General features: G+C 67.0%; 25 protein-coding genes and 1 pseudogene. 9 read left to right on the top strand and 17 right to left on the bottom strand.

The window, feature by feature from the left end:
* Positions 1 to 178 precede the first annotated feature (178 nt).
* On the top strand, positions 179 to 466 hold the full coding sequence (locus EGD98_RS09595; protein ID WP_220588159.1) for a hypothetical protein: 288 nt from the start codon (positions 179 to 181) through the stop codon (positions 464 to 466).
* Between the two features lie 161 nt (positions 467 to 627).
* Here EGD98_RS09595 and citZ read toward each other — a convergent pair whose 3' ends face one another.
* Positions 628 to 1773 carry a citrate synthase gene (citZ, locus tag EGD98_RS09600; protein ID WP_220588160.1) on the bottom strand — a complete coding sequence of 382 codons (1146 nt, stop codon included), beginning with the start codon at positions 1771 to 1773 and terminating at the stop codon, positions 628 to 630.
* Between the two features lie 231 nt (positions 1774 to 2004).
* On the opposite strand from citZ, the gene EGD98_RS09605 reads away from it, so the two are divergent.
* The gene (locus EGD98_RS09605) at positions 2005 to 3237 is read left to right on the top strand and encodes a potassium channel family protein (RefSeq protein ID WP_220588161.1); all 1233 of its coding nucleotides are present in this window, start codon (positions 2005 to 2007) and stop codon (positions 3235 to 3237) included.
* On the opposite strand, the gene EGD98_RS09610 is transcribed toward EGD98_RS09605, so the two are convergent.
* Positions 3212 to 3469 (bottom strand): DUF7536 family protein, encoded by a 258-nt coding sequence (locus EGD98_RS09610; protein WP_379690945.1) that lies wholly within the window; start codon positions 3467 to 3469, stop codon positions 3212 to 3214. The genes EGD98_RS09605 and EGD98_RS09610 overlap by 26 nt on opposite strands.
* A 116-nt stretch (positions 3470 to 3585) precedes the next feature.
* On the opposite strand from EGD98_RS09610, the gene EGD98_RS09615 reads away from it, so the two are divergent.
* Complete coding sequence (locus EGD98_RS09615; RefSeq protein ID WP_220588162.1) at positions 3586 to 4542, top strand: succinylglutamate desuccinylase/aspartoacylase family protein; 957 nt, start codon at positions 3586 to 3588, stop codon at positions 4540 to 4542.
* On the opposite strand, the gene EGD98_RS09620 is transcribed toward EGD98_RS09615, so the two are convergent.
* The 4 genes from EGD98_RS09620 to EGD98_RS09635 form a co-directional block, all read right to left on the bottom strand.
* Positions 4539 to 5009 carry a hypothetical protein gene (locus tag EGD98_RS09620; RefSeq protein ID WP_220588163.1) on the bottom strand — a complete coding sequence of 157 codons (471 nt, stop codon included), beginning with the start codon at positions 5007 to 5009 and terminating at the stop codon, positions 4539 to 4541. The genes EGD98_RS09615 and EGD98_RS09620 overlap by 4 nt on opposite strands.
* Before the next feature lie 57 nt (positions 5010 to 5066).
* Complete coding sequence (locus tag EGD98_RS09625; protein ID WP_220588164.1) at positions 5067 to 5270, bottom strand: hypothetical protein; 204 nt, start codon at positions 5268 to 5270, stop codon at positions 5067 to 5069.
* Between the two features lie 57 nt (positions 5271 to 5327).
* The gene (locus EGD98_RS09630) at positions 5328 to 5543 is read right to left on the bottom strand and encodes a hypothetical protein (protein ID WP_220588165.1); all 216 of its coding nucleotides are present in this window, start codon (positions 5541 to 5543) and stop codon (positions 5328 to 5330) included.
* Positions 5544 to 5880: 337 nt separating this feature from the next.
* Entirely contained in the window at positions 5881 to 7146 is a 1266-nt protein-coding gene (locus EGD98_RS09635; protein ID WP_220588166.1) for a tRNA(Ile)(2)-agmatinylcytidine synthase, read from the bottom strand.
* A gap of 225 nt (positions 7147 to 7371) precedes the next feature.
* Here EGD98_RS09635 and EGD98_RS09640 point away from each other — a divergent pair, with 225 nt between their 5' ends.
* Positions 7372 to 8343: a transcriptional regulator gene (locus tag EGD98_RS09640; RefSeq protein ID WP_220588167.1), complete on the top strand. Its 972-nt coding sequence runs from the start codon at positions 7372 to 7374 to the stop codon at positions 8341 to 8343.
* A gap of 72 nt (positions 8344 to 8415) precedes the next feature.
* On the opposite strand, the gene EGD98_RS09645 is transcribed toward EGD98_RS09640, so the two are convergent.
* Together EGD98_RS09645 and pyrE are read right to left on the bottom strand one after the other, a co-directional pair.
* Positions 8416 to 8664, bottom strand: coding sequence for a glutathione S-transferase N-terminal domain-containing protein (locus tag EGD98_RS09645; RefSeq protein ID WP_220588168.1), 249 nt, complete (start codon positions 8662 to 8664; stop codon positions 8416 to 8418).
* A gap of 160 nt (positions 8665 to 8824) precedes the next feature.
* Positions 8825 to 9364, bottom strand: coding sequence for an orotate phosphoribosyltransferase (gene pyrE / locus EGD98_RS09650; RefSeq protein WP_220588169.1), 540 nt, complete (start codon positions 9362 to 9364; stop codon positions 8825 to 8827).
* A gap of 199 nt (positions 9365 to 9563) precedes the next feature.
* Here pyrE and glmM point away from each other — a divergent pair, with 199 nt between their 5' ends.
* Both glmM and EGD98_RS09660 read left to right on the top strand, forming a co-directional pair.
* Positions 9564 to 10922: a phosphoglucosamine mutase gene (gene glmM / locus EGD98_RS09655; RefSeq protein WP_220588170.1), complete on the top strand. Its 1359-nt coding sequence runs from the start codon at positions 9564 to 9566 to the stop codon at positions 10920 to 10922.
* A gap of 130 nt (positions 10923 to 11052) precedes the next feature.
* Positions 11053 to 12102 carry a hypothetical protein gene (locus EGD98_RS09660; protein WP_220588171.1) on the top strand — a complete coding sequence of 350 codons (1050 nt, stop codon included), beginning with the start codon at positions 11053 to 11055 and terminating at the stop codon, positions 12100 to 12102.
* A gap of 131 nt (positions 12103 to 12233) precedes the next feature.
* On the opposite strand, the gene EGD98_RS09665 is transcribed toward EGD98_RS09660, so the two are convergent.
* From EGD98_RS09665 to EGD98_RS09685, 5 genes are all read right to left on the bottom strand, one after another.
* The gene (locus EGD98_RS09665; RefSeq protein WP_220588172.1) at positions 12234 to 13346 is read right to left on the bottom strand and encodes a DUF7118 family protein; all 1113 of its coding nucleotides are present in this window, start codon (positions 13344 to 13346) and stop codon (positions 12234 to 12236) included.
* Positions 13346 to 13708 carry a phosphoribosyl-AMP cyclohydrolase gene (hisI, locus tag EGD98_RS09670; protein ID WP_220588173.1) on the bottom strand — a complete coding sequence of 121 codons (363 nt, stop codon included), beginning with the start codon at positions 13706 to 13708 and terminating at the stop codon, positions 13346 to 13348. The genes EGD98_RS09665 and hisI overlap by 1 nt, the downstream gene beginning before the upstream one ends.
* Positions 13709 to 13770: 62 nt before the next feature.
* Positions 13771 to 14247 carry a type II toxin-antitoxin system VapC family toxin gene (locus tag EGD98_RS09675; protein WP_220588174.1) on the bottom strand — a complete coding sequence of 159 codons (477 nt, stop codon included), beginning with the start codon at positions 14245 to 14247 and terminating at the stop codon, positions 13771 to 13773.
* Positions 14244 to 14519 carry an AbrB/MazE/SpoVT family DNA-binding domain-containing protein gene (locus EGD98_RS09680; RefSeq protein WP_220588175.1) on the bottom strand — a complete coding sequence of 92 codons (276 nt, stop codon included), beginning with the start codon at positions 14517 to 14519 and terminating at the stop codon, positions 14244 to 14246. Before EGD98_RS09680 ends, EGD98_RS09675 begins: the two co-directional genes overlap by 4 nt.
* A gap of 51 nt (positions 14520 to 14570) precedes the next feature.
* Entirely contained in the window at positions 14571 to 15626 is a 1056-nt protein-coding gene (locus tag EGD98_RS09685) for an A24 family peptidase (RefSeq protein ID WP_220588176.1), read from the bottom strand.
* Positions 15627 to 15927: 301 nt separating this feature from the next.
* Between EGD98_RS09685 and EGD98_RS09690 the strand changes: the two genes are divergently transcribed.
* Positions 15928 to 16686, top strand: coding sequence for a hypothetical protein (locus EGD98_RS09690; protein WP_220588177.1), 759 nt, complete (start codon positions 15928 to 15930; stop codon positions 16684 to 16686).
* Between the two features lie 85 nt (positions 16687 to 16771).
* Here EGD98_RS09690 and fer read toward each other — a convergent pair whose 3' ends face one another.
* The 3 genes from fer to EGD98_RS09705 form a co-directional block, all read right to left on the bottom strand.
* Positions 16772 to 17161, bottom strand: coding sequence for a ferredoxin Fer (fer, locus tag EGD98_RS09695; RefSeq protein WP_220589390.1), 390 nt, complete (start codon positions 17159 to 17161; stop codon positions 16772 to 16774).
* 81 nt (positions 17162 to 17242) lie between these two features.
* Positions 17243 to 18448, bottom strand: coding sequence for an inorganic phosphate transporter (locus EGD98_RS09700; RefSeq protein ID WP_220588178.1), 1206 nt, complete (start codon positions 18446 to 18448; stop codon positions 17243 to 17245).
* A 78-nt stretch (positions 18449 to 18526) separates the two neighbouring features.
* Positions 18527 to 19354, bottom strand: a complete 828-nt coding sequence (locus EGD98_RS09705; RefSeq protein WP_220588179.1) for a hypothetical protein — start codon at positions 19352 to 19354, stop codon at positions 18527 to 18529.
* A gap of 75 nt (positions 19355 to 19429) precedes the next feature.
* On the opposite strand from EGD98_RS09705, the gene hisA reads away from it, so the two are divergent.
* On the top strand, positions 19430 to 20164 hold the full coding sequence (gene hisA / locus EGD98_RS09710) for a 1-(5-phosphoribosyl)-5-[(5-phosphoribosylamino)methylideneamino]imidazole-4-carboxamide isomerase (RefSeq protein WP_220588180.1): 735 nt from the start codon (positions 19430 to 19432) through the stop codon (positions 20162 to 20164).
* A 65-nt stretch (positions 20165 to 20229) separates the two neighbouring features.
* Here hisA and EGD98_RS21280 read toward each other — a convergent pair.
* Positions 20230 to 21293, bottom strand: a pseudogene (locus tag EGD98_RS21280) (TrmB family transcriptional regulator sugar-binding domain-containing protein).
* Between the two features lie 60 nt (positions 21294 to 21353).
* Here EGD98_RS21280 and EGD98_RS09720 point away from each other — a divergent pair.
* Positions 21354 to 22556, top strand: a complete 1203-nt coding sequence (locus EGD98_RS09720) for an MFS transporter (protein ID WP_220588181.1) — start codon at positions 21354 to 21356, stop codon at positions 22554 to 22556.
* The last annotated feature ends 13 nt before the right edge of the window (positions 22557 to 22569 follow it).

A 22569-nucleotide genomic window follows, 5' to 3' on the forward strand; every position in this document is an offset into this window, starting at 1 on the left:
GGCCTGCCCTTCCCCGTCTTCGCGGCACGGAGGCCGCTCACGGCCACGAATACTGTTTAGGCTTGTCACAGTCCCATCGCAAAACGGCTCGTTCGACAGACCGACTATAACTTGCGACAGCAGGCAGACCCTTTCACCGATTGGGAGTGGTATCTCCCGGGAAGCCGTCTCCAGAGAGATGTCTTCAGACGACGAGACAACCACGACCGAAATCGAAGACCGACTACAACACCTGGGCCGCTACTCCCGGTTCGTGAAGGTTGGCTTCGGTGTCATCCTCGGTGCGTTCCTCCTCGCAGCGGCGGTGCTGGTGCCAGCGAATCTCGAATCCGTGGAGAGCGTCGTCGATGTGATGCTCATGCCCCTGATATTCGTCGGGATGGGGCTTCTGCTGTTTGGCATCGGAATGCACCTCCATCTGATGCATCTGAACCTGGTGCGTCAGCTGCGGAAGGGCGGGGACTAGAACGTCTTAGCTCGGAGAGCGGCACGAACGTCGTACTCCCACCTTTTTCCGCCTCGGGTGGCCGTGGGCCACCACTCGTTGAAAAACGTGGGCGAAAAAGACCGGGCCGCTCACTCCGTTCGCGCCCGTGAAACCGCGCCTTCGGCGCGGTACAGATGTTCTTACCGCTCGGAGAGCGGCACGAACGTCGTCTCTTCGGGGTCCGGACCGGTGTAGCGGGCACGCGGACGAATCAGCCGGTTGTCCTCGATGTACTCGACGACGTGGGCGACCCAGCCGCCGACGCGGGACATCGCGAAGATGGGGGTGTAGATGTCGATGGGGATGCCCATCTGGTAGTACGTCGAGGCGGAGTAGAAGTCGACGTTGGGAGCGAGTCCCTTCTCGTCCATGAGGTACTCTTCGATCGTCGTGGACATCTCGTACCACTTCAGCGAGCCGGCGGCCTCGCCCAGCTCCTTCGAGCGCTCGCCCAGAATCTTCGCACGGGGGTCTTTGACGTTGTAGACGCGGTGGCCGAAGCCGGAGACACGACGCCCCTCGTCGAGGGCGGTCTTGACCCAGTCCAGCGGGTCTTGCTCGGCGTCGTCGACCTCTTTGAGCATCTCCATCACGTCCTGATTGGCGCCGCCGTGAAGCGGGCCCTTGAGGGTGCCGATGGCGGCGGTGACGGCGCTGTGGAGGTCCGACAGGGTGGAGGCGGTGACCATCGCCGAGAACGTCGAGGCGTTGATGCCGTGGTCGGCGTGGAGCACGAGCGCCTGGTCGAAGACGTCGGCCAGCACGTCGTCGGGCACCTCGTCGTTGAGCATGTACAGGAAGTTCTCGGCGTGACCGAGGTCCTCGCGGGGGGCGACGGGGTCGTCGCCGTTGCGGATGCGGGTGAAGGCGGCGATGATAGTCGGTATCTTCGCGGTGATGCGCCGGCCGCGGGCGAGGTTCACGTCCTCGTCGGTCGGGTCGGCGTCCTCGGGCGCGGGGTCGAACCCGGAGAGCATCGAGACGGCGGTTCGCAGCGCTGCCATCGGGTTCTCGTCGGCCTCGGCCATCGCGCGGACCGTCGCCAGGACGGCCTCGTCGACCTCGCGCTCTGTCGCCATCTCCGAGGCGAACGCGTCGAGTTCGTCGCCGTCGGGCAGATGGCCGTACCAGAGCAGGTACAGCACCTCCTCGTAGCTGGCGCCGTTCGCGAGGTCCTCGATGGTGTACCCCCTGTAAACGAGTTCGCCCGCGTCACCGTCGATCACGCTGAGACCGGATTCGGTGACGAGGACTCCCTCCAGCCCTTTCTTGAGGTCGTCGGACATACCCAAACCGTATCCGACCTGCCGGGAAAAGCATTTTCTTTCCGGGCGTTCCTGTCACACGCTCGGCGGCACGAAATTGGACGTTCAGTCACCGCTGGCTCGCTGTGGTATTCGTCTTCTAACGTATCTCGGCAGGAATGTCGGTTCTGTCGGCGCTCCGCGGGAGAGGCTATCGTGGGAGAAGATACCACAGAGCGAACGCTTTTCAACGGCGGTGTCAAATCGGGAGCTATGGAGCCCACGGGGACGGTCGAGTACGAGCCGGTGAGTGTCAAGGCAGTGCTCTCGGAGATGAAAGACACCGCCGAGTTGCTCATCGACCTCTCGTATTCGGCCGTCCTGCTGGGCAGCGACGACGTGGCGGGCGAGGTACTCGAACTGGAGGCGAAGATGGACGTCCTCCAGCTTCGTGCGCGAATGAGCCTGCTGATGGCCTGCCGGTCGCCCGACGACGCCGAATCGCTGGCCCCCGTCCTGGGGATGGTCGGTGCCGCCGAGAAGATAAGCGACGCCGCCGGCGACATCGCCAAAGTCGTCCTGGAGGATATCGGCCTGCCGGACACGATGCGCGCCGCGCTTCCCGAAGCCGTCGAGACGCTCGTGCGAGCGACCGTCAGGTCCGACTCGCCGCTGGCCGGGCAGACGCTGGGCACGCTGAACCTCGAAACCGAGACCGGCGTGCGGGCGCTGGCCATCCGCCGCCAGGGGAGCTGGCTGCTCAACCCCACCCGGGAGACACAGCTACAGGCCGAGGACGTGGTCCTGCTGCGCGGGCCCGAAGACGGCGTCAGCGACGTGTATCAGGACGCCACCGGCGAGCCCTACGAACCCCCGGAGCCGCCGGAGGGCGACACGCAGGACCTCGAACGCGCGGTCGACTCCATCGTCCTGATGAAGGACATGGGTGAACTCGCGGTCGACCTGGCCTACGGCGCGGTGCTGTTCGACAGCGAGGCCGTCGCCGAGGAGGTCGTCGAGCTGGAAGCCGAAGTCGACGCCCTCCAGTCGCGGTTCGAAGCGTGGACGCTACGCGCGGCCGCGGACATGGACGACCCCGTCTCCTTGCGCGGACTGGTCCACCTGGCCCGCTCGACGGAGGTCATCTCCGACGCCGCCCTCGAAATCAGCGAGGGCGTCTTGCGGGGCCTGTCGACGCATCCGGTCGTCGCCGAAGCCGTCCGCGAGTCCGACGAGATAATCGTGCGCGCGACCGTCGCCGAGGAGAGCGAGCTGGCGGGCCGGACCATCGGCGACACCGCGGTCAAGACCGAGACCGGGATGCGCATAATCGCCATCCGGCGGGGAGCCGGAGAGAGCGACCGGACGGGGAGAGAAGGCGGCGAGTGGGTCGTCTCGCCCGGCCCCGAGACGCCGCTGATGGCCGGTGACGTGTTGCTCGCGAAGGGGACCCGAACCGGCGCCGACCGCCTCGACGCGCTCACGGGGCCGAGCGAGCGAGCCTGACCGCCGAGACGACCGTAAAGAGCGCCGTCAGTAGACCACCCAGCGAGACGAGCAAGACAAAGGCCAGCGCGCCGTAGAGGTAGGTCGGACGGGTCGTGCCGGGGAGGACGAACAGCGCGACCAGCCCCGCCGTCACGAGGGCGGCGAGGCTGAAGCCGTACTTCGCGTTGCGCGGGACGTTCAGCGCGGCGACCATCGCCGCGGCGCCACTCTCCGGTTCGGACTCGGTCACGTCCACCGGTAGGCGGGGGTGGAAAAAGACCCCATCGGTGTCGTGACGGGGCCACGGGGCGGTTTCGCCACCGCGAATCCGAACCAGTAAAGTCGGACAACCCGAATGAACGCGTAATGGTAACTCTCGGTACGGCGAGTGCCGCTCCCGGTGAGATAGACACCGGGCGTCTAGAGGTCGGCGAGAGCCGCGACGGCAGCCCCGTCGGCCTGCCCGTCGCGGTCGTCAACGGGTCACAGGACGGCAAGACTCTCTACATGCAGGCCGCGAGCGACGGCGACGAGCTGAACGGCGTCGGCGTCATCCAGCGCGTCGTCCCGCAGCTGGACCCCAGCGAGCTTTCGGGCGTTATTCTCATCTGTGGCATCGTCAACTACCACGCCTTCCAGATTGCCGAACACCGCAACCCCATCGACGACACGAAGATGAACCGGGCCTACCCCGGCGACGCCTCGGGCACCTCCAGCGAGCGCATCGCGGCGGCGACACACGACGCCGCCGTCAGCGCCGACCTCGTCGTCGACCTCCATCAGGGGTCGACCTCGCAGATGATCGAAGAAGTGCGTGTCCGGTGTGGCTCCCGGCACCGGCTCCACGAGGAGTGTCTCGAACTCGCGAAGGTGTTCGACTGTGGCTATATCCTAGACCAGAAGGGGCCTGACGGCCAGCTGGCCCGGGCAGCGCCCGACGAGGGCGTCCCGACCATCGACCCGGAACTGGGCGGCTGTGTCGGCTGGGACGAGGAGTCGATTCGGGCGGGCGTCGACGGCGTCTTCAACGTCCTTCGCTACTACGACTTCCTGCCCGGCGGGTACACGCCCTCGCCACAGGCCCGCGCGACCGGGTTCGAGCAGTACGGCTCACCGGTCGGCGGGCTCGTGAACTTCCACCCGAACCTGGGGGACCGCGTGAGCCGCGGGGACACGCTGTTCGAGGTGACAGACGTCTTCGGCGAACGGAAAGCCGAGATAGCCGCCGACTCGGCCGGTGTCTTCTGGCGCTCGCGCCGGCTCCCGCAGGTCGCCACCGGTGAGTACGTCTGTTCGATCGGGACGAACATCGACACGTACTAGCGGTTCGTCGGGGCCGCTGTCGGCGGCCCAGTCCGTGTTTCGGTCGACAGTCCACCGGGCGGGGGTTCGGCCGGGGTCAGGTCGATGGGGCGGTCGGTTTCGTCTGCGAGCACCGCGTCGTCTCGAAGGACCACCTCTGTCGTCGGCTCCCAGACGTGTCGCGTCGTCGTCCGGTACTCGCCGTCGACCGAGATGTGCAGGTAGAACGGATACGGCCAGTCGGAGCGGGTGATGACTCCCTGTCGCTCGACTGTCGAACCCCCCTCGACAGTGGCGGACCACGATTTCGTGTCGTAGCTGTCCCCGCGGTCCATCGTCACCGCGACCGAGTGGTCGGTTCGGTCCCAGTTCTCGATACGGAGGTCGCCGTCAGACCCCGCCAGCCCGCCGCTACAGCCGGCAAGCGCCGCACACAGGGCGGCACCGACCGTGCCGAGAAGCCGCCTGCGTGACTGGTGGCGGGCCATTTGTGTCGACGACGAAACAGGTCGAGATAAGCTTTGTGTGTGGTGGTGTCGGCCAGGCTAGCGCCACAACACCAGCGAGACGGGTGTGTCGGCATCGACCGAGACCCACTGTGAGTCGACCTCTGCCGGGTCGACGTCGGTGGCATAGCAGATGTACCGCTCCGTCCCGTCCGAGCGACTCCTGACGACCGCCGGCAAAACGCCTTCGTCGGGGTCCGGCGACGGCGTCCCGCCGGACGCTGACTGGTGTTCAGTGCTCATAGACGGGCTGTGGCGGAGAAAGAGTATTGTTACCGGTCGGTTATCCGACCGAAGGCGTCACCGAATGTCACCGAGGTCGACGAGAAGCCCCTCGGGAACCGCCAGCCAGTGGGTCGCCTTTTCCACATCGAGTCTGTCGTCGGGGTACAGCAGGGCACGCTGGCCACCGTCGGCGGTGGGTTCCAGTTCGCTGGTGAGCAGTGCCTCGCTGAACTCGTCCTGTGGTAGTGGTGGCCGCGTCTCGATCTCCGATGGCGGCGACTCGCTGCTCATGGACTCTCTACCAGCACTATACGTATTGTTATACAATCCATAATCGGGGTCCGGCGGGGAGTTCGGCCGGCCTACCATATCGTTCGTCGAGGCTACCGTCGTGGACGGTTCGCTCAGTCGAACGTCTGTTCAGGACGTGACAGCCGGTGAAGCTACCGCTCCGGATGTGTCGCCCCGTCGAACCCGCCCCGGACCAGCGGCTCCACGACCACCTTTTTCTACGGGGGGTTCGGGCGCTTCGCGCCCTCAACCCCCGCACAAAAACGTGGGCGAAAAAGGCCGAGCGCTCACTCCGTTCGCGCTCGGTGAAACGGCGGCCATGGGCCGCCGTATACTCCTACCGCTCCGGATGCGTCGCCCCGTCGAACCCGCCCCGGACCAGCGGTTTCGCGATGTGGCGGCGCGCGACCGGCGGGACCTCGTACCAGCCCGGTTCGAGGTCGCGCTCGATGGGTCGGTCGACCTTCCCGTCGGCGCTGGTCGAACAGTCCCGACAGCGATACCCCTGGTTCCGGCCGGCCGAGGACATCGTCGCGCCGCAGTCGGGACAGGTCGGCGTCGCCGGTTCAGTCCGTACAAGCTCCCGGACCGCGAACTTCTCCAGTTTCAGGGTCCCGTCGGTCACCTCGCCACAGACAGTAATCTCGTCGCCCTCGCGCAACGCCCGCACGCGGTCACGGAACCGTTTGGTAGGTTCGAACGCGGCACACTGGAGCCGGGCCTCGCGGTCTGCAATGGACAGGAAGACGTGGCCGCCCTCACGGGTCTCGGGCGCTGTGGCGACGGTTCCGGTGACGCGGTAGGCGCTGTCGTCGGCCACCGCCCCCACAGTGCCGTCCTGCAGGTGGACGTCGGTCCCCTGGTTGGTCACAAACGTCACACGCCGGTCGATTGGCTCGCTCTCGATGGCGTCGGCGACGGCCCGGCAGGCCTCGGGGTCGTCCCCCCGAATCCCGTAGAGGATTGGACAGGGCGTCCGGGGGACCGAGACCGGGTAGCCCGAGGCGCGGTCGACGGTGTCCCACACCGCCGGGTAGTGTCTGTCTGCCGCCGCACGGACGCTCTCCGCGTCGACAGCGCGCTCCGTCCCCCAGCGGTCGGCCTCGCGGTAGGCGATGTGTTCGTACGTCCAGTCCTCGAGTGCGGCCCACGCGCCGACGGCCGCCAGCGCGCCGACCAGCCCCCGACCGTTGCCGTGCTGGCAGCGCGCGAAGCCGACAGTGTCCGCAAGCAGCGTCGCCGTCGTGATGTCCTGAATCGCCCGAATCGCGTCGCGCGTGAACTCGGCTACCTGCGGCGGGACGGCGTCGGGCGCGCAGTCGGCGACGACGGCGCCGGGATTCGTCCTCGGGTCGTCGGTCTGTGCCAGGTCGAGTACGTCACGGACCAGCGCCATCGCCCGGTCGGCGTCGAGGTCCGTATGCACGGCGAGTGCGGCGTTCCCGCGGGTCTTGTGCTCGACGGCCGGGTTGAGCCGGACGAGGAGCAGCCGCTCGACACGGCCGCCGCTGTCGCGTATCCGGTCGGCCAGCTCGGCGGCCGCGTACGTCGTACACATCCCCCTCTCCCGGGAATCGGTATCGTCCAGTCCGACGACGGTCACACCCTCGGATACTGGATTCGATGGGATAGCGGTTTCGTCGCTAGCTTGGGAGTGTCTCACTGCGAGACCAGCCCGGCAACTGCCAGAACGCCTCGAGCGGTCCCGTTCAGACGACAGCAGAGCGGCTCCGGTACTGATACCGCTGTCAGGGCGCGACTAACCCCGATTTCGGGGACGGCACAACGCATATATGGAGTGAATGGCTTAAGGCCCAGTAGAGAGCAGATGTCACGGTCCGCACTGGTAGGCAACGTAACCGCCATGCTCGAGGACGCCGGGTTCCTCGTGAGCGACCGGTGTGCGATTCGGCCGAAGAGCTTCGACATCGCGGCTCGTCGCGGCGAGGACGTGTTGCTCGTGAAGATTCTGGGCAACATCGACGCCTTCGACGCGCGGACCGGCGCGGAGATGCGCCGGCTGGGCACCTACCTCAACGCGACACCCATCGTCGTCGGGCTGCGAACGCGCGACGAGGAGCTGAAACCGGGGGTCGTCTACTTCCGCAACGGCGTCCCGGTCCTCTCGCCCGATACGGCGCTTGACCTGTTCGTCGAGGAGGTCCCACCGCTCATCTACGCCGCGCCGGGCGGGCTGTACGTCAACATCGATTCGGAAGTCCTCGCAGACATCCGCGAGGAGAAAGAGTGGTCGCTGGGCAAGCTCGCCAAGGAACTGGGCGTCTCACGGCGCACGGTCTCGAAGTACGAGGACGGGATGGACGCCTCCGTCGAGGTCGCGGCCGAACTGGAGGAGCTGTTCGACGCGCCGCTGACGTCGCCGGTCAGCGTGCTGGACGGCGCCGAGGAGATCCGCGACGAGGAGCCGACACCCGAAGACCCCGATGTGGCGCCGGAAGACGAACCCATCGCCACCGTCTTCACCCGCATCGGCTTCGAGGTCCACCCGACCAACCGGGCGCCGTTCAAGACGGTCAACGAGAACGCCAAGCGCCGCGAGCAGGTGCTGACTGGCCACTCCGCGTTCACCGAGGCCGCCGAGAAGCGCGCCCGCATCATGTCCTCCGTCGGCCAGGTGACGAAGACCCGGTCGGTGTACGTCGTCGACGAGCTCACCCGCGAGTCCGTCGACGGGACGGCACTCATCGAGAAAAGCGAGATGGAGGAGATTCGTGACGCCGACGACCTCCGGGACCTCATCATGGAACGCGGTGAAGAGCCCCAGGAAGACGCGGCCTGACGCGGTCACGGGGCAAGGCGGTGTCTGGACTACCGATAGAGGGAAACGAGTCGCGAGAAGTTACAGACCAGTCTACGCGCTGTAGGTCTCTTCGAGATACTCGACGATATCGTCTGACTCTGGCATCCCCTCGATGCCGTTGTCATTGTCGACGAGCACCGGAACACCGGTCTGGCCCGACACTTCCTCGACCTCGGTGCGCTCGCTGTGGGAGCGGGGCACCATGTGCGAGTCGTACTCGAGGCCAAGCTCGTCGAGTTTCTTCGTCACCTTCGCACAGTACGGACACCCCTCCAGTTCGTAGAGTTCGAGATTTGCCATTGCGGAAGTATCTACACGGCCGACCGGAAAAAGCGCGTCGGTGGTGTGTCCGGGCGGTGCCAGACTGCGTCGGCCACAGACCGTGATTCGCACTGGTGCGCTGCGGTTCGCTGCCGCTCACCGCATCGCTTCGAGGCGGCTCACTCCGTTCGCCGCCTCGCTAGGCGTCTATATCGTCCGGTGCGTCCGCAAGCAGGTCCGAGGCGGTCACGAGCGACTGTAGTTCGAGGTCGGCGTCGGCGAGGTTCTCGCTGGCGCCGTCCTCGCGGTCGACGACGACGAGCACGCGATTGACGACCGCGCCGGCGTCTCGCAGGGCCTCTGCGGCGTCGATGGCGCTCTGGCCGGTCGTGGCGATATCCTCGATGACGACGACCTCCTCGCCCTCGGTGAGCTCGCCCTCGACGAGATTCGCGGTGCCGTACTCCTTCTGACTCTTGCGGGCGATGACGTAGGGCAACCCCGTCTCGACGCTGGTGACCGCGACCAGCGGGACCCCACCCAGCGCCACGCCGGCGAGTTTGTCGTCGCCGAGGCGCTCGGCGAAGGCCGCGGCGATGAGCTCCAGACACCGGGGGTTCGTCTCGAAGACGTACTTGTCGACGTAGTAGTTCGAGGTGCCGCCATGGGAGAGCTCGAACTCCCCGTACTTGACGGCATCAGCGTCCCGCAACGCCGCGATGAGTTCCTGGTTGGCCATACCTGCTGTGAACGCCGAGATGGCTAATGGCTGTTGGAATCATACGGGTTATTGTAGATTATTTCCGGATATCGCCGACCCTGGGGTCGGCGAATACCGGTAAATCACTACAACAATCCGTATCAGTGCGTGTCGGCCCTCCGTCACCGACTGAGTCTGTCGACATTCATAAGCCGGTCCGCAACCCAGGTCTGCATGAATGCACGTGTTCGGGTCGAGCGGTGTCCGGGGCGTCGCCGGCGAGGAACTGACGCCACAGGACGCTATGCAGGTCGCACAGGCGGCGGGGAGCGTGTGGACCACTGACACAGACCGGGTCGCCATCGCCCGGGACACCCGGACCACCGGCCGGACCTACGAGAACGCCGCGACGAGCGGCTTCACCGGGCTGGGTTTCGACGTCGACAGGCTGGGCGTCGTCCCGACGCCGGGGCTACAGGCCTACTGCGAGGCCGAGGCCGTCCCGGGGCTGATGGTGACGGCGAGTCACAACCCCCCGGCGTACAACGGCATCAAGCTCATCGGCGCCGACGGGGTCGAGCTGAGCCGGGCGACGTTAGACGAGGTCGAGCACGCCCTGGCCGCGGAGCCGAGCCACGCCTCCTGGGACCGGATGGGAACCGACCGGCGGGTCGAGCGCGCCCGACGCGACTACAGGGCCGGCGTCATCGAGTCGGTCGACCGCGAGCGCATCGCCGACGCCGACCTCACGGTCGTCGTCGACCCCGGCCACGGCGCGGGGGCCTTGGTCAGCCCGGACCTCTTTCGGGAGCTTGGCTGTACGGTCCACACAGTCAACGCCCAGCCCGACGGCCACTTCCCCGGCCGGAACCCCGAGCCCGTGGCGGCCACCCTCGGGGACCTGCGGAGCTACGTCAGGGCGACCGACGCCGACCTCGGCATCGCCCACGACGGCGACGGGGACAGAGCGATGTTCGTCGACGAACGCGGCGAGCACGTCGACGGCAGCGCGATGTTCGCGGCGCTCGCGGCGGCCGAACTACACGAGGGCGACGGCGTCGTCAGCGCGGTCAACGCCTCCCAGCGAATCGTCGACGTCGTCGAGGACGCCGGTGCGACCCTCTCCTTGACCCCCATCGGGTCGACGTACATCGTCAGCCGCATCGCGGAGCGCCAGGCCGAGGGCACCCACGTGGCCATCGCCGGCGAGGGCAACGGCGGTATCCTCTTCCCGGACTACCGCATCGCCCGCGACGGCGCCTACACCGCCGCCCGCTTCTGTGAGCTGCTTTCCGACCGACCGGCCAGCGAGCTGGTCGCGCCCTACGACGACTACTACAACGTCCGGCGGAACCTCCACGTCGACGACGAGGCCGCCCGGGAGTCGATGCTCGCCGGCATCGAGGCCCACGCCACCGAGGCCGCGGCCGACCTCGACACGACCGACGGCTGGCGGCTGGACTACGGCGACGGCTGGGTGCTGGCCCGGCCGTCGGGTACCGAACCGGTCGTCCGTGTCTACGCCGAGGCCCGCACCCCCGAACGGGCGGAGGAACTGGCCGGCCAGATGGTCGGCGCCGCCGAACGCGGGGAGTAAGCCCGTTCGATACGGTGTCCGCAAGCAGCGGCGTCGTATCGCTTGACGGAGGTGCGCTCTGCGGGACGTTAGCCTGACTCCGTCCCATCCGGCATTAGAACTAAGGCGAGACTCCCCCACAACCTCGCCAATGGCAGGGGATTTCGAAGCGAGGGACGAGAGAAATCTCGTCGAATACATGGCGGCTCTGTTCGGCTTTGCCCGCCTCTCGACGGCGCTGCCCGGACGAGACATCTATCCGCCGTATCTGTTCGTGGGGTTTTTCAGTTTTCTAGATCTGGCCGTCCTGCAGGTCTACGTTCATCTCAGCGGCGGAACCCACATACTGCTCGACGTTCCCAGCGTCGCCGCCGGATACGTCGCGGTGCTACTGGGGGTTTACGGGATTCAGTATATGTCGAGTGGCTACGAGAGCGCACTCGCCGCAATCAGAGCACAGGAGCGTGCCGATTCGTCGGAGATAGACCAGTTTCAGCGAATCTTCAGCTGGAGAGCGAAGGTCATCGTTTACGCTATCGCCGCCCTCGCGCTGTACGCGAACACCCTGCTCAACGTCGGGGTTCCGTACCAGGTGACGGCGATCAACTTTCTGTTCACGTGGGAGTTCGTCTTCCTCCCGGTCATCGTCGAGTTCGCGCTCACCTACTACGGCATCCACTTCCTGTTGCCGCGACGGTTCGAGAACGCCGGGTTCAATCTGTTCTTCTACGACCCGCGGAACATGGGCGGGTTTGCCGCGGTCGGGCAACTACTGAAACGGTCGTACTACCTCTACACCGCTGGTCTTGTTCTGTTCTTTTTCCTCGTCTATGGGCCGGTACTCCTCGCAGTGGACGGCTACGTCCCCGGACTGTTCGAGTTACTGTTCTTTTCGGCGGCCTGGTTTGTCGGGCTGCTCTCGATTGGCTACTCCATGCACACCATGCATCAGTTCATGTCCGCTGAGAAAGAGCAACGAATCCGTGAACTCGAGGAGGAACTGCATGGGGCAATAGAGAACCCGTACGACATCAACAACTCGAGGGTCGCCGATCAGGAGCAGTTAGACGATGCTCGCCGACGACTCGAACAGGTACGGAGTACACGGGTGTACCCGGCGACGTTCACGATGTGGAGCCAGATTGCGATTAGTGTCCTGCTCCCACAACTGTTGCAGATTACGGTACAGACGGCGCTGTAGTACGGGACGCTGGTCGGGTAAATCCGCGACAACGCACTGGTTCACAGAACCGAGTGACACACGTACTGAGCGAGGAGAGCACCCTCCCGGGGGAGCGATACGACGCTCTCGCCCGTTGTGCCGGACCGCCCTCACAGCGAGCCGTGTTCCGCCAGCGCGTCCTCGATGTCAGCTTTCTCCTCGCGAGCATCCTGCAACTCGTCTTCGACGGCCCCGCTCGCCAGCCGTTCGCGTTCGTCCTCGGCCAGTTCCGCCCGTGCGAGCGCGCTCTCTCGGAGCCGCTCGTAGTCCTCGCGGCGGGCCAGGGCCCGGACCGCACGCAGTTTCTCGACCACGTCCTCGCCGGCGAACGTCGAGAGTACCGAGCGGAACTCCTGGACGAGCCACGGAAGGTGGTCGGCCGGCGGCGGGGGCCAGCCAATCGTGAGGGGGTCGGCGTCGAGGGTGCGGAGGTAGGTCCGCCTGGTCCCCACGGCCCGCTTCAGCGCCGCGGTGTCGTCGACGTAGTGGTCGAGTTTCGAGGCGGAGTAGTCGGCGTATTCGAGGAGCTTCGGAATCGGCTCGGTACCCGCCTCGTAGCGCTGGACGTAGCCCAGCAGGTCCTCGGGCGGGGACTGAAAGTCGACGAGCGGGTACGCGTCGGCACGGGCCACCGCCGACAGCACCTCGCGGGCCGACGCCGACGACCGGAACTCGCTGAACGCCTCCTGGACGCGCTCGTCGTACGTCACAATGGGCTCTCTGAGATGCTCGACTGGCGCGTCGAGGTCCGCATCACCCATGCGCTGCAGCCGCTCTAGCTCGTCGATGCGGTCCTCGAGTTCCCCCAGCCGCTTGCGGGCGTCACGTCGGGCCTCGCGGTACTGCTCGCGGGAATCTTCCCACTCGTCCAGTCGGCCGACGACGTCGCCGACGGGGTCGAGCTTGCGCCGAGCGGTCTCGAAGTCGGACTCGCTGAGCCGGCGCTGCTGGAGGTAGTCGTCGACGGCCTCGAACGTCTCCTTCTCGGGGAGGTCGTCGTCTAGGTCCTCGGCCAGATTCGCGACTCGCCCCTCGAACTCGGTGTAGGCCTGGAAGTTGCCGCTGCCGGTGGCGGTGTCCTCGTAGCGGTCGAGCAGGTCGTGGAACTCGCGGTAGAGCTCCCGGCAGCGACGGAGTTGTGCCTCGCCGATTGCCTCGACACGCTCGCGGGCCTGGCGGCGCTGCGTTGCGGCCTCGTGGAGCTGCTGGGCAGCGTCGGTCATCAGTAGACGTCGTCGGGGTCGAACACCTGCTTGCCGACCTCTTCGCCGTCGACGGTCCGGTAGAAACAGGACTCGTAGCCGGTGTGGCAGGCGCCGCCGGACTGGTCGACCAGATACAGCAGGGCGTCGCCGTCGCAGTCGACCCGCACCTCCTCGATTTCCTGGGTGTGGCCGCTCGTTCCCCCTTTCTTCCAGAGCTCGTCGCGGCTGCGCGAGTAGTAGTGGGCGTAGCCCGTCTCGCGTGTCTTCTCGAGGGCTTCCTCGGTGACGTAGGCGAGCATCAGCACCTCGCCCGACGCGGCGTCCTGGGCGACCGCCGGGAGGTACTCGTTGTCGTCGAAGGCAAGAGTGAGGTCAGTCATGGTCGGAGGGTCGCCTGTCGCTAGTATAGGTCTTTTGCACGGTCTGTGTAGCTGTCCGGGTGCTATGCCGGACGAACCGTCAGCGACGGAAAGTACGTCTCGTAGAACCCCTCGTCGAAGCTGAGCAGGGCATCACAGTCGACAGTCGCGTGAGCGCCGATGAGAAAGTCAGCGGCGATGTGCTGGCGGGGGGCGAGGCCGTTCCCGCAGGTATCACAGTCGACAGACTGTTCCGCCCCACAGGACGGACACTGTAATCCATCCGGTCGTCGATCAGCGTATCGCCCGAACTGTTCGCCGGCCCGAACCAGCGCCCCGCGTGACGGCTCGGCGAGCTGGATGCTCATGTCCGCGAGGAACGTATCGAGTGCGTCCGCTGTCCCGAACTGTCCGTCTGCAGCGAGTTCGGCGTAGACGACCGGCGTGACGACGACGTTGCCGTCCCGGTACGCCTGCCGGAGCGCTGCCTCACTGGCGTCGGCGTGTGCGTCGTCGTACAGGAGCGCCAGCACTACGTTCGTGTCGACCGCCGTCGTCACGACGAGCCACCCGTGGTGTCGCCGTCAGTGACGTCTCGAGGATACTCGTCGCGGAGGCGACGCATCCGCTCCGGCATCGTCGCGTCGGTCTCGGCGCTCCCGCGGTACTTCTCGAAGGGGTCGGCGCCCGAAGCCGTCGTCGGGGCCTCCTTCCGGATGGTGTACCCGTCCTCGCCCTCCTCGAAGGTGACCTCGTCACCGGGTTCGATGCCGAGCGCCTCACGGACCTCTTTCGGGATGGTAACTTGCCCCTTGGTAGTGACCCGTGGCATAGGTGGTTTGAGCTAGGAGGTAATACGTCAAAAGTATTACTCAGCGCCGGCTCACGCGAACCCAAGGGCCGAAAGCAGCGCGTACAGCACGTCGCCGTAGGAAAGCGCCGCGACCAGCCCGACGAACATCGGGACGAGGAAGGGGATGCCCGGCGACACCCACACCTCGTCGGCGTCGGCGAGCAACTCCAGGGCCTCCCGCAGCATCTCGGGGTCGGTGCCGTAGGCCGACCCCTCGATATCGTCGAGGAACCGTTCGGCGCCCCAGGGGTCGGCCGTGCCGGCGGTGCCGAACTGGTCAGCCGAGCCCTCGGCTGGTACCCCACCGTCGGACCGTGGGTCCGACGAGGGTCGCCTCGCGTCGCTCGGCTCACCTCCATCAGTGGCGAACGAACCGTCCCCCGGCGGGTTCGGCTCCTCGGGCAGCGAGTCGGGGTTTCTGTACGTATCCGGGTCGGCCCGGAGTTCCGCCAGCGAGCCGCCGCGCCACTGGAGGTACATCCGGAGCGCGTCGAGGTCCAGTCCCGCACGGGTAAAGCCGTCGGGCGTCTCCAGCAGGCGGCCGTACTCCTCGGGGACGTCCTCGACGGCCACCGGTTTGCCCAGGAACATCGCCCAGGAGAACCGCCGCCGAACGAGGTTGCCGGCCGCGACGCCGAGCGGGTAGACCACCCCTGCCAGTACGGTGTTCGAGAGGATAGTCAGCGAGAAGACGCCGATGCGCGACGGCTCCAGCGGGAGCGCCATCGAGGTGAGGTAGTAGGTCGGGTACACCGGGAAGAGGACGGCGAGGAGCATGAACGCCTTGGCGTCGGCGCCGCCGAAGCCGCCGATGAGCCAGAACCCGTAGGCCAGCGGCGCGACGAAGCCCAGGCTGATGGCGACGCGGATGAAGAACAGGCGGTCGGGTGTCACCCCGGCCGGCCGGCCGAATGCGCCGCCGTTCAGGACGGCGTAGGTGTCCCAGCACAACAGCACGACTGCCAGTGCGGCCAGCGGGACCCACGTCCTGTTGGGGACGCGGCGAGTCTCGATATCACGGTAGGCCGCCCAGCCAAAGACGGGGACGGCGAGCAGTCGCAACAGGTCCGGTATCGACGCCTGCACGACTCCCCATCCCACGTCGACTGCCCTAATGGTTCCGGTCGGTCCAGTGATGAAAGCGAGCGTGAGAGAACAGCGAGCGTCGCGAGACGGACCAGCGGAGCCAGGGAGGGGGAGGGATGGGAGCCGTGAGAGGGCGGGTCGTAGATTGTCATATATTAAATTTCCCGGTAGATTGAATACCATAGCTTGATGTTGAAGGCTGTATGAGCGGGAGATTGGCACGAATTAAACGGGGAATCGGTGGGGCCGGCGAGCGGACCAGCAACCACACGAGCGACACACCGTCCGGGTGGGTGTGAGTATGGGCATCGACGACCCGACACCGACCCAGCAGTACGTACTCGACCTGCTCGACTCCGAACCGGGGATGTCGAACGCCGACATCGCCGAGGAGACGGGGACACACACCGCCCTGGTCCGGGACCTCCGGAAGGCAAAGCGGGCGGCTGCGGAAAGCGACGACGATGAGCGGTCGGGGAAACGCTCGTCGCGGACGCGAGTGCTCGACGATCTCTCCGGGACGCAGGCGGCCGTGCTCCAGCGGTTGGCGAACGACCCCGACCGCTCGAACGCGGCACTGGCCGAGGCAGTGGGGACCCACACCGCCCTGGTCCGTGACCTGCGAAGCGACGTGCAGGCGGAGGTGCTCGCCCACACCCTCCGCAATCCGGCGGCGACGAACGCCGACATCGCCGAGGAGCTGGGGACCCTCACCGCCGTCGTCAGGGACGCCCGAAGCGGGCTCGAAGCGGAGATTCTCGAACGGTCGGTACGAAACCCCGAACTGTCGAACGCCGAGCTGGCCGAGGAGCTCGGGGTCCACATCGCCACCGTCAGGGACGCGAGAGCGACCTACGAGGACGGCATCGAGGACATCGAGCCCACGTCGAGCGACGACGGGGCGACGGAGGCGACGACGGAAGCGTCGGCCGAACCCACGCCGACGGCCGAGGCGCCCTCGGCGACGGCCGACAGCTCCTCGGGGATGGGGGCCGAGACGATCGTCGCGCTCGTCGTCGGCGTCCTGGTGCTCGTCGCGGTCGTCCTGTTGCTGATGTAGGCGTCGCCGCGGCTCCTCGGTGTGAGAAGTCAGGGACGGAAAGTCCCCGAAAAACCGTACGTTCTGCGACCGCACGTTTCGCTGTTTAGATGACGCGGTTCTGCAGGTAGTCGAGGTGCTTGGCGTTGTAGACGATTTTGACCTCGTCGGCGTCGGGACTGCCGATACAGGTCAGTCGGACGTTCTTCTCTTCGACTTCCTCGTCGCTGAGAATCTGCTGCATGTCCATGTCGATTTCGCCTTCGAGGACGATGGCGGCACAGTTCGCACAGGCGCCGGCACGGCACGAGAAGGGCCAGTCGTAGCCCTGTGCCTCCGCCGCTTCGAGGATGTACTCGCCTTCGTTGACGTCCAGCTCGCCGTGGTCCTCATCGTCGAGTCCGAGGTCCGCAGCCTCACTGAAGACGTCGTCGTCGTACATGTCCCAGCCGTTGTCGTCCACTACTTCGTAGTTTAGGTACTCTACCGTGGGCATCATAGCCGGGTTCGAACCCCGTCCTGTTAGACTTTGCCCTTCGAACAGCCCGGATGTACGATTATGATAGACGCAGCGCCCTCAAAACACTGGAAGAAACCGAAAGACCAGATACGCGGCGACAGTCGCGATGGAGGGGACGACGTTCTGGAGGAAGATGACCCGAGCCGTCGTCGCCGGTTCGAACAGGTCCGAGGCCTTCGGGAGGTCCTCGCGGCTCTCCTCGCCGATGGGCTCGGGTGTGGTCGGTTCCGGCGTCCCTTTCTTCCCACCGACGGTCGGGGCGTCCTCGGCGTCGGCAGTCAGGGCACCGACAGAGACGTCGGGCGTGTCCTTGCCGGTGACAGTCTCGGAGAGTCGGGTCATCCGCGTCGCCCGGCCCCAGCCCAGCCCGACGATGCTCATCGTGGCGATGATGACGAAGCTGGCGGGGATGCCAAGCGCAGAGAGGAAGGTGACGATAGTCGAGGCGACCGTGGCGACGACGATTGCGGCCACCAGCGGGAGGTCGGTGAGGTCGTTGCCGACGGTGTCCATCGTCCGCCGGGCGATAGTAAAGGCCCCCAGCCCGATGGCGGCCCCGCCCAGGACGATAGCCGGGTAGAGGTCCAGCGAGCCGTTGCCCACCAGCGGCGCGACGGCGTTGGCGACGTTCGACGCCCCCGCCGAGAAGCCCATGTAACAGCCGATACCGATGACGACGGTCGTCCCGATGAACTCGCGGCGAGTCGTGTTCTCACCCAGCGAGGGGCGGGGAATCGTCCCCGAGCGGTCGTACGTCAGCAGGGCGCCCTCGCTCTGGGAGACGGCGAACCACGCGACCAGTTTGGGGTAGAAGTACCGCCCGATGACGCCGCTGACCCAGAACGCGAGGATGGGTGAGACGAGCCACCAGACGACGATTTCGAGCATCAGACCGGCGTTGAGCGTCCCGCGTGCGAGTCCCAGCCCGGCGATGGCACCCACAGCCGTCATCGACGTCGAGGCGGGGACGCCGACGACGTTCGAGAGGAACAGCGCGACCCCGATAAAGAAGAGCACGACGATGCTGATGAGCGGTGAGAACTGCGTGGCCACGAGATTGCTCCCGAGATTCTTGACGACTGCGGGACCGACCAGCAGTCCGCCGGCCATCGCGAACACTGTCATCAGCGCCGCCGCCGAGAATTTCGTGAGGGTGTTCGACCCGACGGCCGGGCCGAAGGCTACCCCTGTCGAGGACCCCCCGATGTTGAAACCGACGAAGATAGCGACGATAACGCCGAGCGCGAAGAGAACCTCGACCATACTGAGCGGTGGCCGTGACGCCGTTAAAGATTACCGACCGCGCGGCCCCCGTGTGGCGAGTGAGCAGTCCACAGACAGTTACGACGCGTCGTCGCTATCCGTCTCTGCCAGCCGCTCGCGCTTCTCGGCAGCGGTCTCCTCGACCTCGCTTGCGGTCTCCTTTGCCACCTCGACATCTTCGGTGACGGATTCGGCCGTCTGCTTTGCGTCGCTGGTCTTGTCTTTGACCTCGCTGGTCTTGTCCTTCACTTCGGCCGTCTTGTCTTTCACTTCGGTCGTTTTGTCCTTGGCCTCGGTCGTCTTGTCCTTCACTTCGGCCGTCTTGTCCTTGGCCTCGGCCACCGTCTCGACGGCGTCGTCGTCGCCGGTCTCGGCCGCGGTCTGTTCGACCTCCTCGGCGGACTTCTCGACGTCTTCGGCCGACCGTTCGACGTCCTCGGCGGACTGCTCGACCTCTTCGGCGGTCTGTTCGACCTCCTCGACGGTCTGCTCGACGTCCTCGGCGGCCTCGTCGACGGTCTCGACGGCCGTCTCGACTTCGTCGGCGGTCGACTCCAGCTCCTCGGCGGTCTGTTCGAGCTGTTCGGCGGCTTCCTCGAGTTCGGCGGCCTTGGTCGCGACGTCCTCGTTCGACCGTTCGAGCACGTCCGCCAGCACGAGGAACTGCAGGATGCCGACGACGACGTACGCCGAGATAGCGACGCTCGCGGCGGTCGTGATTACCGACGCGGTGGCCCCGGTGACCGGAACGATGCCGAGGGCGACGGCCCCCCAGGCGAGTGCCAGCCCGATGGCGACGACGGTGACGGCCTGTTCGAACAGGCGATACTTCTTCTCGTGTGGGCCGAACATCACGGCCTCCAGGCGGCGAGCGAGCGGGGTGAGAAACAGGATTCCAGCGGACATGGTTGCCAATGCTTTCCTGAGGGGATAAGCCTGCGGACCGACACGCTTTCGACGGGGCCCGCCCCACTCCCGGCCATGTTCCCGACGTTCGAGGTCGTGCCGGCGGTCGATATGCAGGACGGACAGGTGGTCCAGCTCGTGGGTGGCGAGCGCGGCACCGAGAAGACCTACGGCGACCCCGTCGCGGCGGCCGAGCGGTGGGTCGAGGCCGGCGCCCGGACGCTGCACCTGGTCGACCTCGACGGCGCCTTCGAGGGCGAACGGGTAAACGGCGACGCCATCGACGCGGTCCTCGAGGCGGTCGACGATGACATAGACGTGCAACTCGGCGGAGGCATCCGCACCGCCGAGGACGCCATCTCGCTGCTGGAGCGGGGCGTCGACCGCGTGATTCTGGGGACAGCGGCCGTCGAGAACCCCGATATCGTCGCCGAGATAAGCGACGAACACGCCGACAGTGTGCTCGTCAGCCTCGACGCGAAAGACGGCGAGGTCGTCGTCTCCGGCTGGACCGAGGGCACAGGGCTGGACCCGGCCGAAGCCGCACAGCGGTACGCCGACCTTGGCGCCGCCGGAATTCTCTTTACCGACGTCGACGTCGAGGGCCAGCTGGAGGGGGTCCGCACCGACCCCGTCGCGCGGCTGGTCGACGCCGTCGACATCCCCGTCGTCGCCAGCGGCGGCGTCGCGACCATCGAGGACGTGCTGGCCCTGGAAGACGCCGGCGCGGCGGCCGTCGTCGTCGGCAGCGCGCTGTACGAGGGGGAGTTCACGCTCGAAGCGGCACAGAACGCCGTCGACGAGCGGTAGCCGACGGACTCAACGGCGCCCCATGGTCGCCGTGTCGCTGCGAGGCCCTCCTCCGGTCGGCCTCGCTACCCCTCGTACAGCGTCACCGACTGCGCGCCGTACCCTTCGTAGAACGGGCCGATGCCGCCGCCGGCGTTCCCCGCGGCGACGCGGCCGTCGGGCGTCTCGAAGACGAGGCTGTTCTCCATCGGGAAGTCGTTCGTGGGGTCACCGACGAGGTTCTGTCGCACCGCGACGACGGGGACCCGCTCGTAGCGACGCTCGCCGTCGCTTTGCAGGTCAGCCAGTGTCACGTCGGCGAGCAGCTCCCGACCGGCGGCCCGGTGGAGCGCGGCGTTGGTCGCGGCGGTCCGGAGGTGGTCGTACGTCGCCGGGAGCGCGTCCGGGTCGGTGACGTAGCGGTCCTCGCCCATCGGCCAGAAGTTGGCGACGGTGTTGCCGAAGAAGCCGCTGGCGACCTCCCGCTGGGCGAAAGAGAGGGCGTACTCGCGGCCGTGCCGACCGGCGAGGATGCCGTGGGCGCCCAGCACGCCGGTCGTCTCGTCGACGACGACGTGACCGGCGGCGTGGCGTCCCAGGTGCGAGCCACGTCCGCACAGGCCGCCCAGTCGGGCTCCGTCTCCGAGGACAGCGGCGAGACGGCGAGCAGGTAGACGAAGACGCCGCGGTCCCGGGCAGCGACGAGCTCCGCTTCGACCTGGGCGAGTTCCGGTTCTGGGAGGACGAGAAACGCCTCGCGCTTGGCGTCGGCCAGATACCGTCTGATGCGCTTGCGGACCGTCGCCCGGGAGTGGACGACCTCGACCGCGGCGCCGTCGTCGTCGGGCGCGGTGTACAGCGATTCGATGCCGGCCTGCAGCTCGTCCAGCCGCTCGGAGAACGACCCCAGCGCCTCCTCGGGCGGGCGCGCCCGGATGACGGTCGGGCTGGCTGTCTCGTCGATGGTGACCAGCCCCCGGTCAGCGAGCCCCGCGGCGAGTTCGTAGACGTACCCCTGTGAGACGTCGGCCGCCCGCGAGACCTCGCCGGTGGTCGCCGCGCCGGACCGAAGGACGGCCAGATAGGCGTCGACTTCCTTCGGCGAGAGGCCGAAGGCACCGAGATGGTCTCGCACTGTGTCCGCAGACATGGCCGAGTATTGTGATAGTATATACAAAATATTTTTCCCGCACTGCGCAGAGAGTCACGTATGAGCGAGGCGGCCGCCACGCAGGCACCCGACACGGAGGCCGACGGCGAGACCGACCGGTCGGGCCGGCGCTGGTGGACGGTCGCCGTCTTCGCGTACATCACGCTGGAGGGCGCCGGGCTGCAGATGCGCGGCGCGGTCATCCCGGCGCTCCGGCGGACCTTCGACGTGCCCGAGTGGCAGCTGGGGCTGGTCGCGCCCGCGGGAACCGTCGGCTACGTGCTGGCCGTGGTCGTCGTCGGCGCCGTGGCGGGCCGACTGGACACGAGATGGCTCCTGCTGGTCGGCATCGTCGGCACCGGCGCCGGCATCCTTGTGATGGGCGTCGCCCCCTCCTTCGGGCTCTTTCTGGCGGCGCTGCTGGGCCGCGGGCTGTTTACCGGCATCGGCCGGGGGACCGACCGGCCGCTGCTCTCGCATCTCTACCCCCGCCAGCGCGGTCGTATCTTCGGCTTCTACGATATGATGTGGGCCGTCGGCGCGACGGCGGGCCCGCTCCTCGTCGCGGCCGCCGTCGCCGCCGGGAACTGGCGACTGGCCTACTACGCGCTCGCGCTCGCCTTTGTCCCGGTCGTCGCGCTCGCCCTCTGGCTGCCGACGCCACGCATCGACGGCGGCGACGACCCGCTGGACCGGGCCGAGCTGCGCCGCATCACCCGCCAGCCGGCGGTCCTGACGATGGCGGTCGCACTGTTCCTCTCGACGGGGTTCGAGGGCGGGCTGTTCACGTGGGTGACGACCTACGCGCAGGGCCGCCTGCCGGAAACGCTTGCGACGGCGTCGCTGTCGGTCATGCTGGCGGCCTACATCCCCGGCCGCTTTGCCTCGGGCTGGCTCTCCGAACGGCTCGGCTACGTCCGCCTGGCCGTCGGCCTGGTCGGGCTGACGATTCCGGCCTTCGTCTATACGTTCTTCCTCGCGGAGGGGTACGGCCTGCTGGTCGGCCTCTTCACCATCGGACTGGCCCTGTCGGGGATGTACCCCACGTTGCTGGCCTACGCCACCGAGGCCGTCCCCGAACACAGCGCGCCGGTCAACGCGACCGCCGCCGTCACGAGCGCCGCCGGCATCGCCGTCGTCCCCGCCGCGATGGGTTTCGTCATCGGCGGGTCGGGCGTCGCGGCGGCGATGCGACTGCTCGCGCTCCCGCTCGCCCTGCTGGCCGTGGTCCTGTCGTACGCACTGTACCGGGCCATCCAGTGAGATGCTGTGTGTC

The organism is Haloarcula salinisoli (assembly GCF_019599405.1).
Classification (GTDB): domain Archaea; phylum Halobacteriota; class Halobacteria; order Halobacteriales; family Haloarculaceae; genus Haloarcula; species Haloarcula salinisoli.

Coding starts and splice junctions, on each gene's coding strand:
- EGD98_RS09595 (WP_220588159.1), top strand. CDS start 179: ATGTCTTCAGACGACGAGACAACCACGACCGAAATCGAAGACCGACTA.
- citZ (WP_220588160.1), bottom strand. CDS start 1,773: ATGTCCGACGACCTCAAGAAAGGGCTGGAGGGAGTCCTCGTCACCGAA.
- EGD98_RS09605 (WP_220588161.1), top strand. CDS start 2,005: ATGGAGCCCACGGGGACGGTCGAGTACGAGCCGGTGAGTGTCAAGGCA.
- EGD98_RS09615 (WP_220588162.1), top strand. CDS start 3,586: ATGGTAACTCTCGGTACGGCGAGTGCCGCTCCCGGTGAGATAGACACC.
- EGD98_RS09620 (WP_220588163.1), bottom strand. CDS start 5,009: ATGGCCCGCCACCAGTCACGCAGGCGGCTTCTCGGCACGGTCGGTGCC.
- EGD98_RS09625 (WP_220588164.1), bottom strand. CDS start 5,270: ATGAGCACTGAACACCAGTCAGCGTCCGGCGGGACGCCGTCGCCGGAC.
- EGD98_RS09630 (WP_220588165.1), bottom strand. CDS start 5,543: ATGAGCAGCGAGTCGCCGCCATCGGAGATCGAGACGCGGCCACCACTA.
- EGD98_RS09640 (WP_220588167.1), top strand. CDS start 7,372: ATGTCACGGTCCGCACTGGTAGGCAACGTAACCGCCATGCTCGAGGAC.
- EGD98_RS09645 (WP_220588168.1), bottom strand. CDS start 8,664: ATGGCAAATCTCGAACTCTACGAACTGGAGGGGTGTCCGTACTGTGCG.
- pyrE (WP_220588169.1), bottom strand. CDS start 9,364: ATGGCCAACCAGGAACTCATCGCGGCGTTGCGGGACGCTGATGCCGTC.
- glmM (WP_220588170.1), top strand. CDS start 9,564: ATGCACGTGTTCGGGTCGAGCGGTGTCCGGGGCGTCGCCGGCGAGGAA.
- EGD98_RS09660 (WP_220588171.1), top strand. CDS start 11,053: ATGGCAGGGGATTTCGAAGCGAGGGACGAGAGAAATCTCGTCGAATAC.
- EGD98_RS09665 (WP_220588172.1), bottom strand. CDS start 13,346: ATGACCGACGCTGCCCAGCAGCTCCACGAGGCCGCAACGCAGCGCCGC.
- hisI (WP_220588173.1), bottom strand. CDS start 13,708: ATGACTGACCTCACTCTTGCCTTCGACGACAACGAGTACCTCCCGGCG.
- EGD98_RS09680 (WP_220588175.1), bottom strand. CDS start 14,519: ATGCCACGGGTCACTACCAAGGGGCAAGTTACCATCCCGAAAGAGGTC.
- EGD98_RS09690 (WP_220588177.1), top strand. CDS start 15,928: ATGGGCATCGACGACCCGACACCGACCCAGCAGTACGTACTCGACCTG.
- fer (WP_220589390.1), bottom strand. CDS start 17,161: ATGCCCACGGTAGAGTACCTAAACTACGAAGTAGTGGACGACAACGGC.
- EGD98_RS09700 (WP_220588178.1), bottom strand. CDS start 18,448: ATGGTCGAGGTTCTCTTCGCGCTCGGCGTTATCGTCGCTATCTTCGTC.
- EGD98_RS09705 (WP_220588179.1), bottom strand. CDS start 19,354: ATGTCCGCTGGAATCCTGTTTCTCACCCCGCTCGCTCGCCGCCTGGAG.
- hisA (WP_220588180.1), top strand. CDS start 19,430: ATGTTCCCGACGTTCGAGGTCGTGCCGGCGGTCGATATGCAGGACGGA.
- EGD98_RS09720 (WP_220588181.1), top strand. CDS start 21,354: ATGAGCGAGGCGGCCGCCACGCAGGCACCCGACACGGAGGCCGACGGC.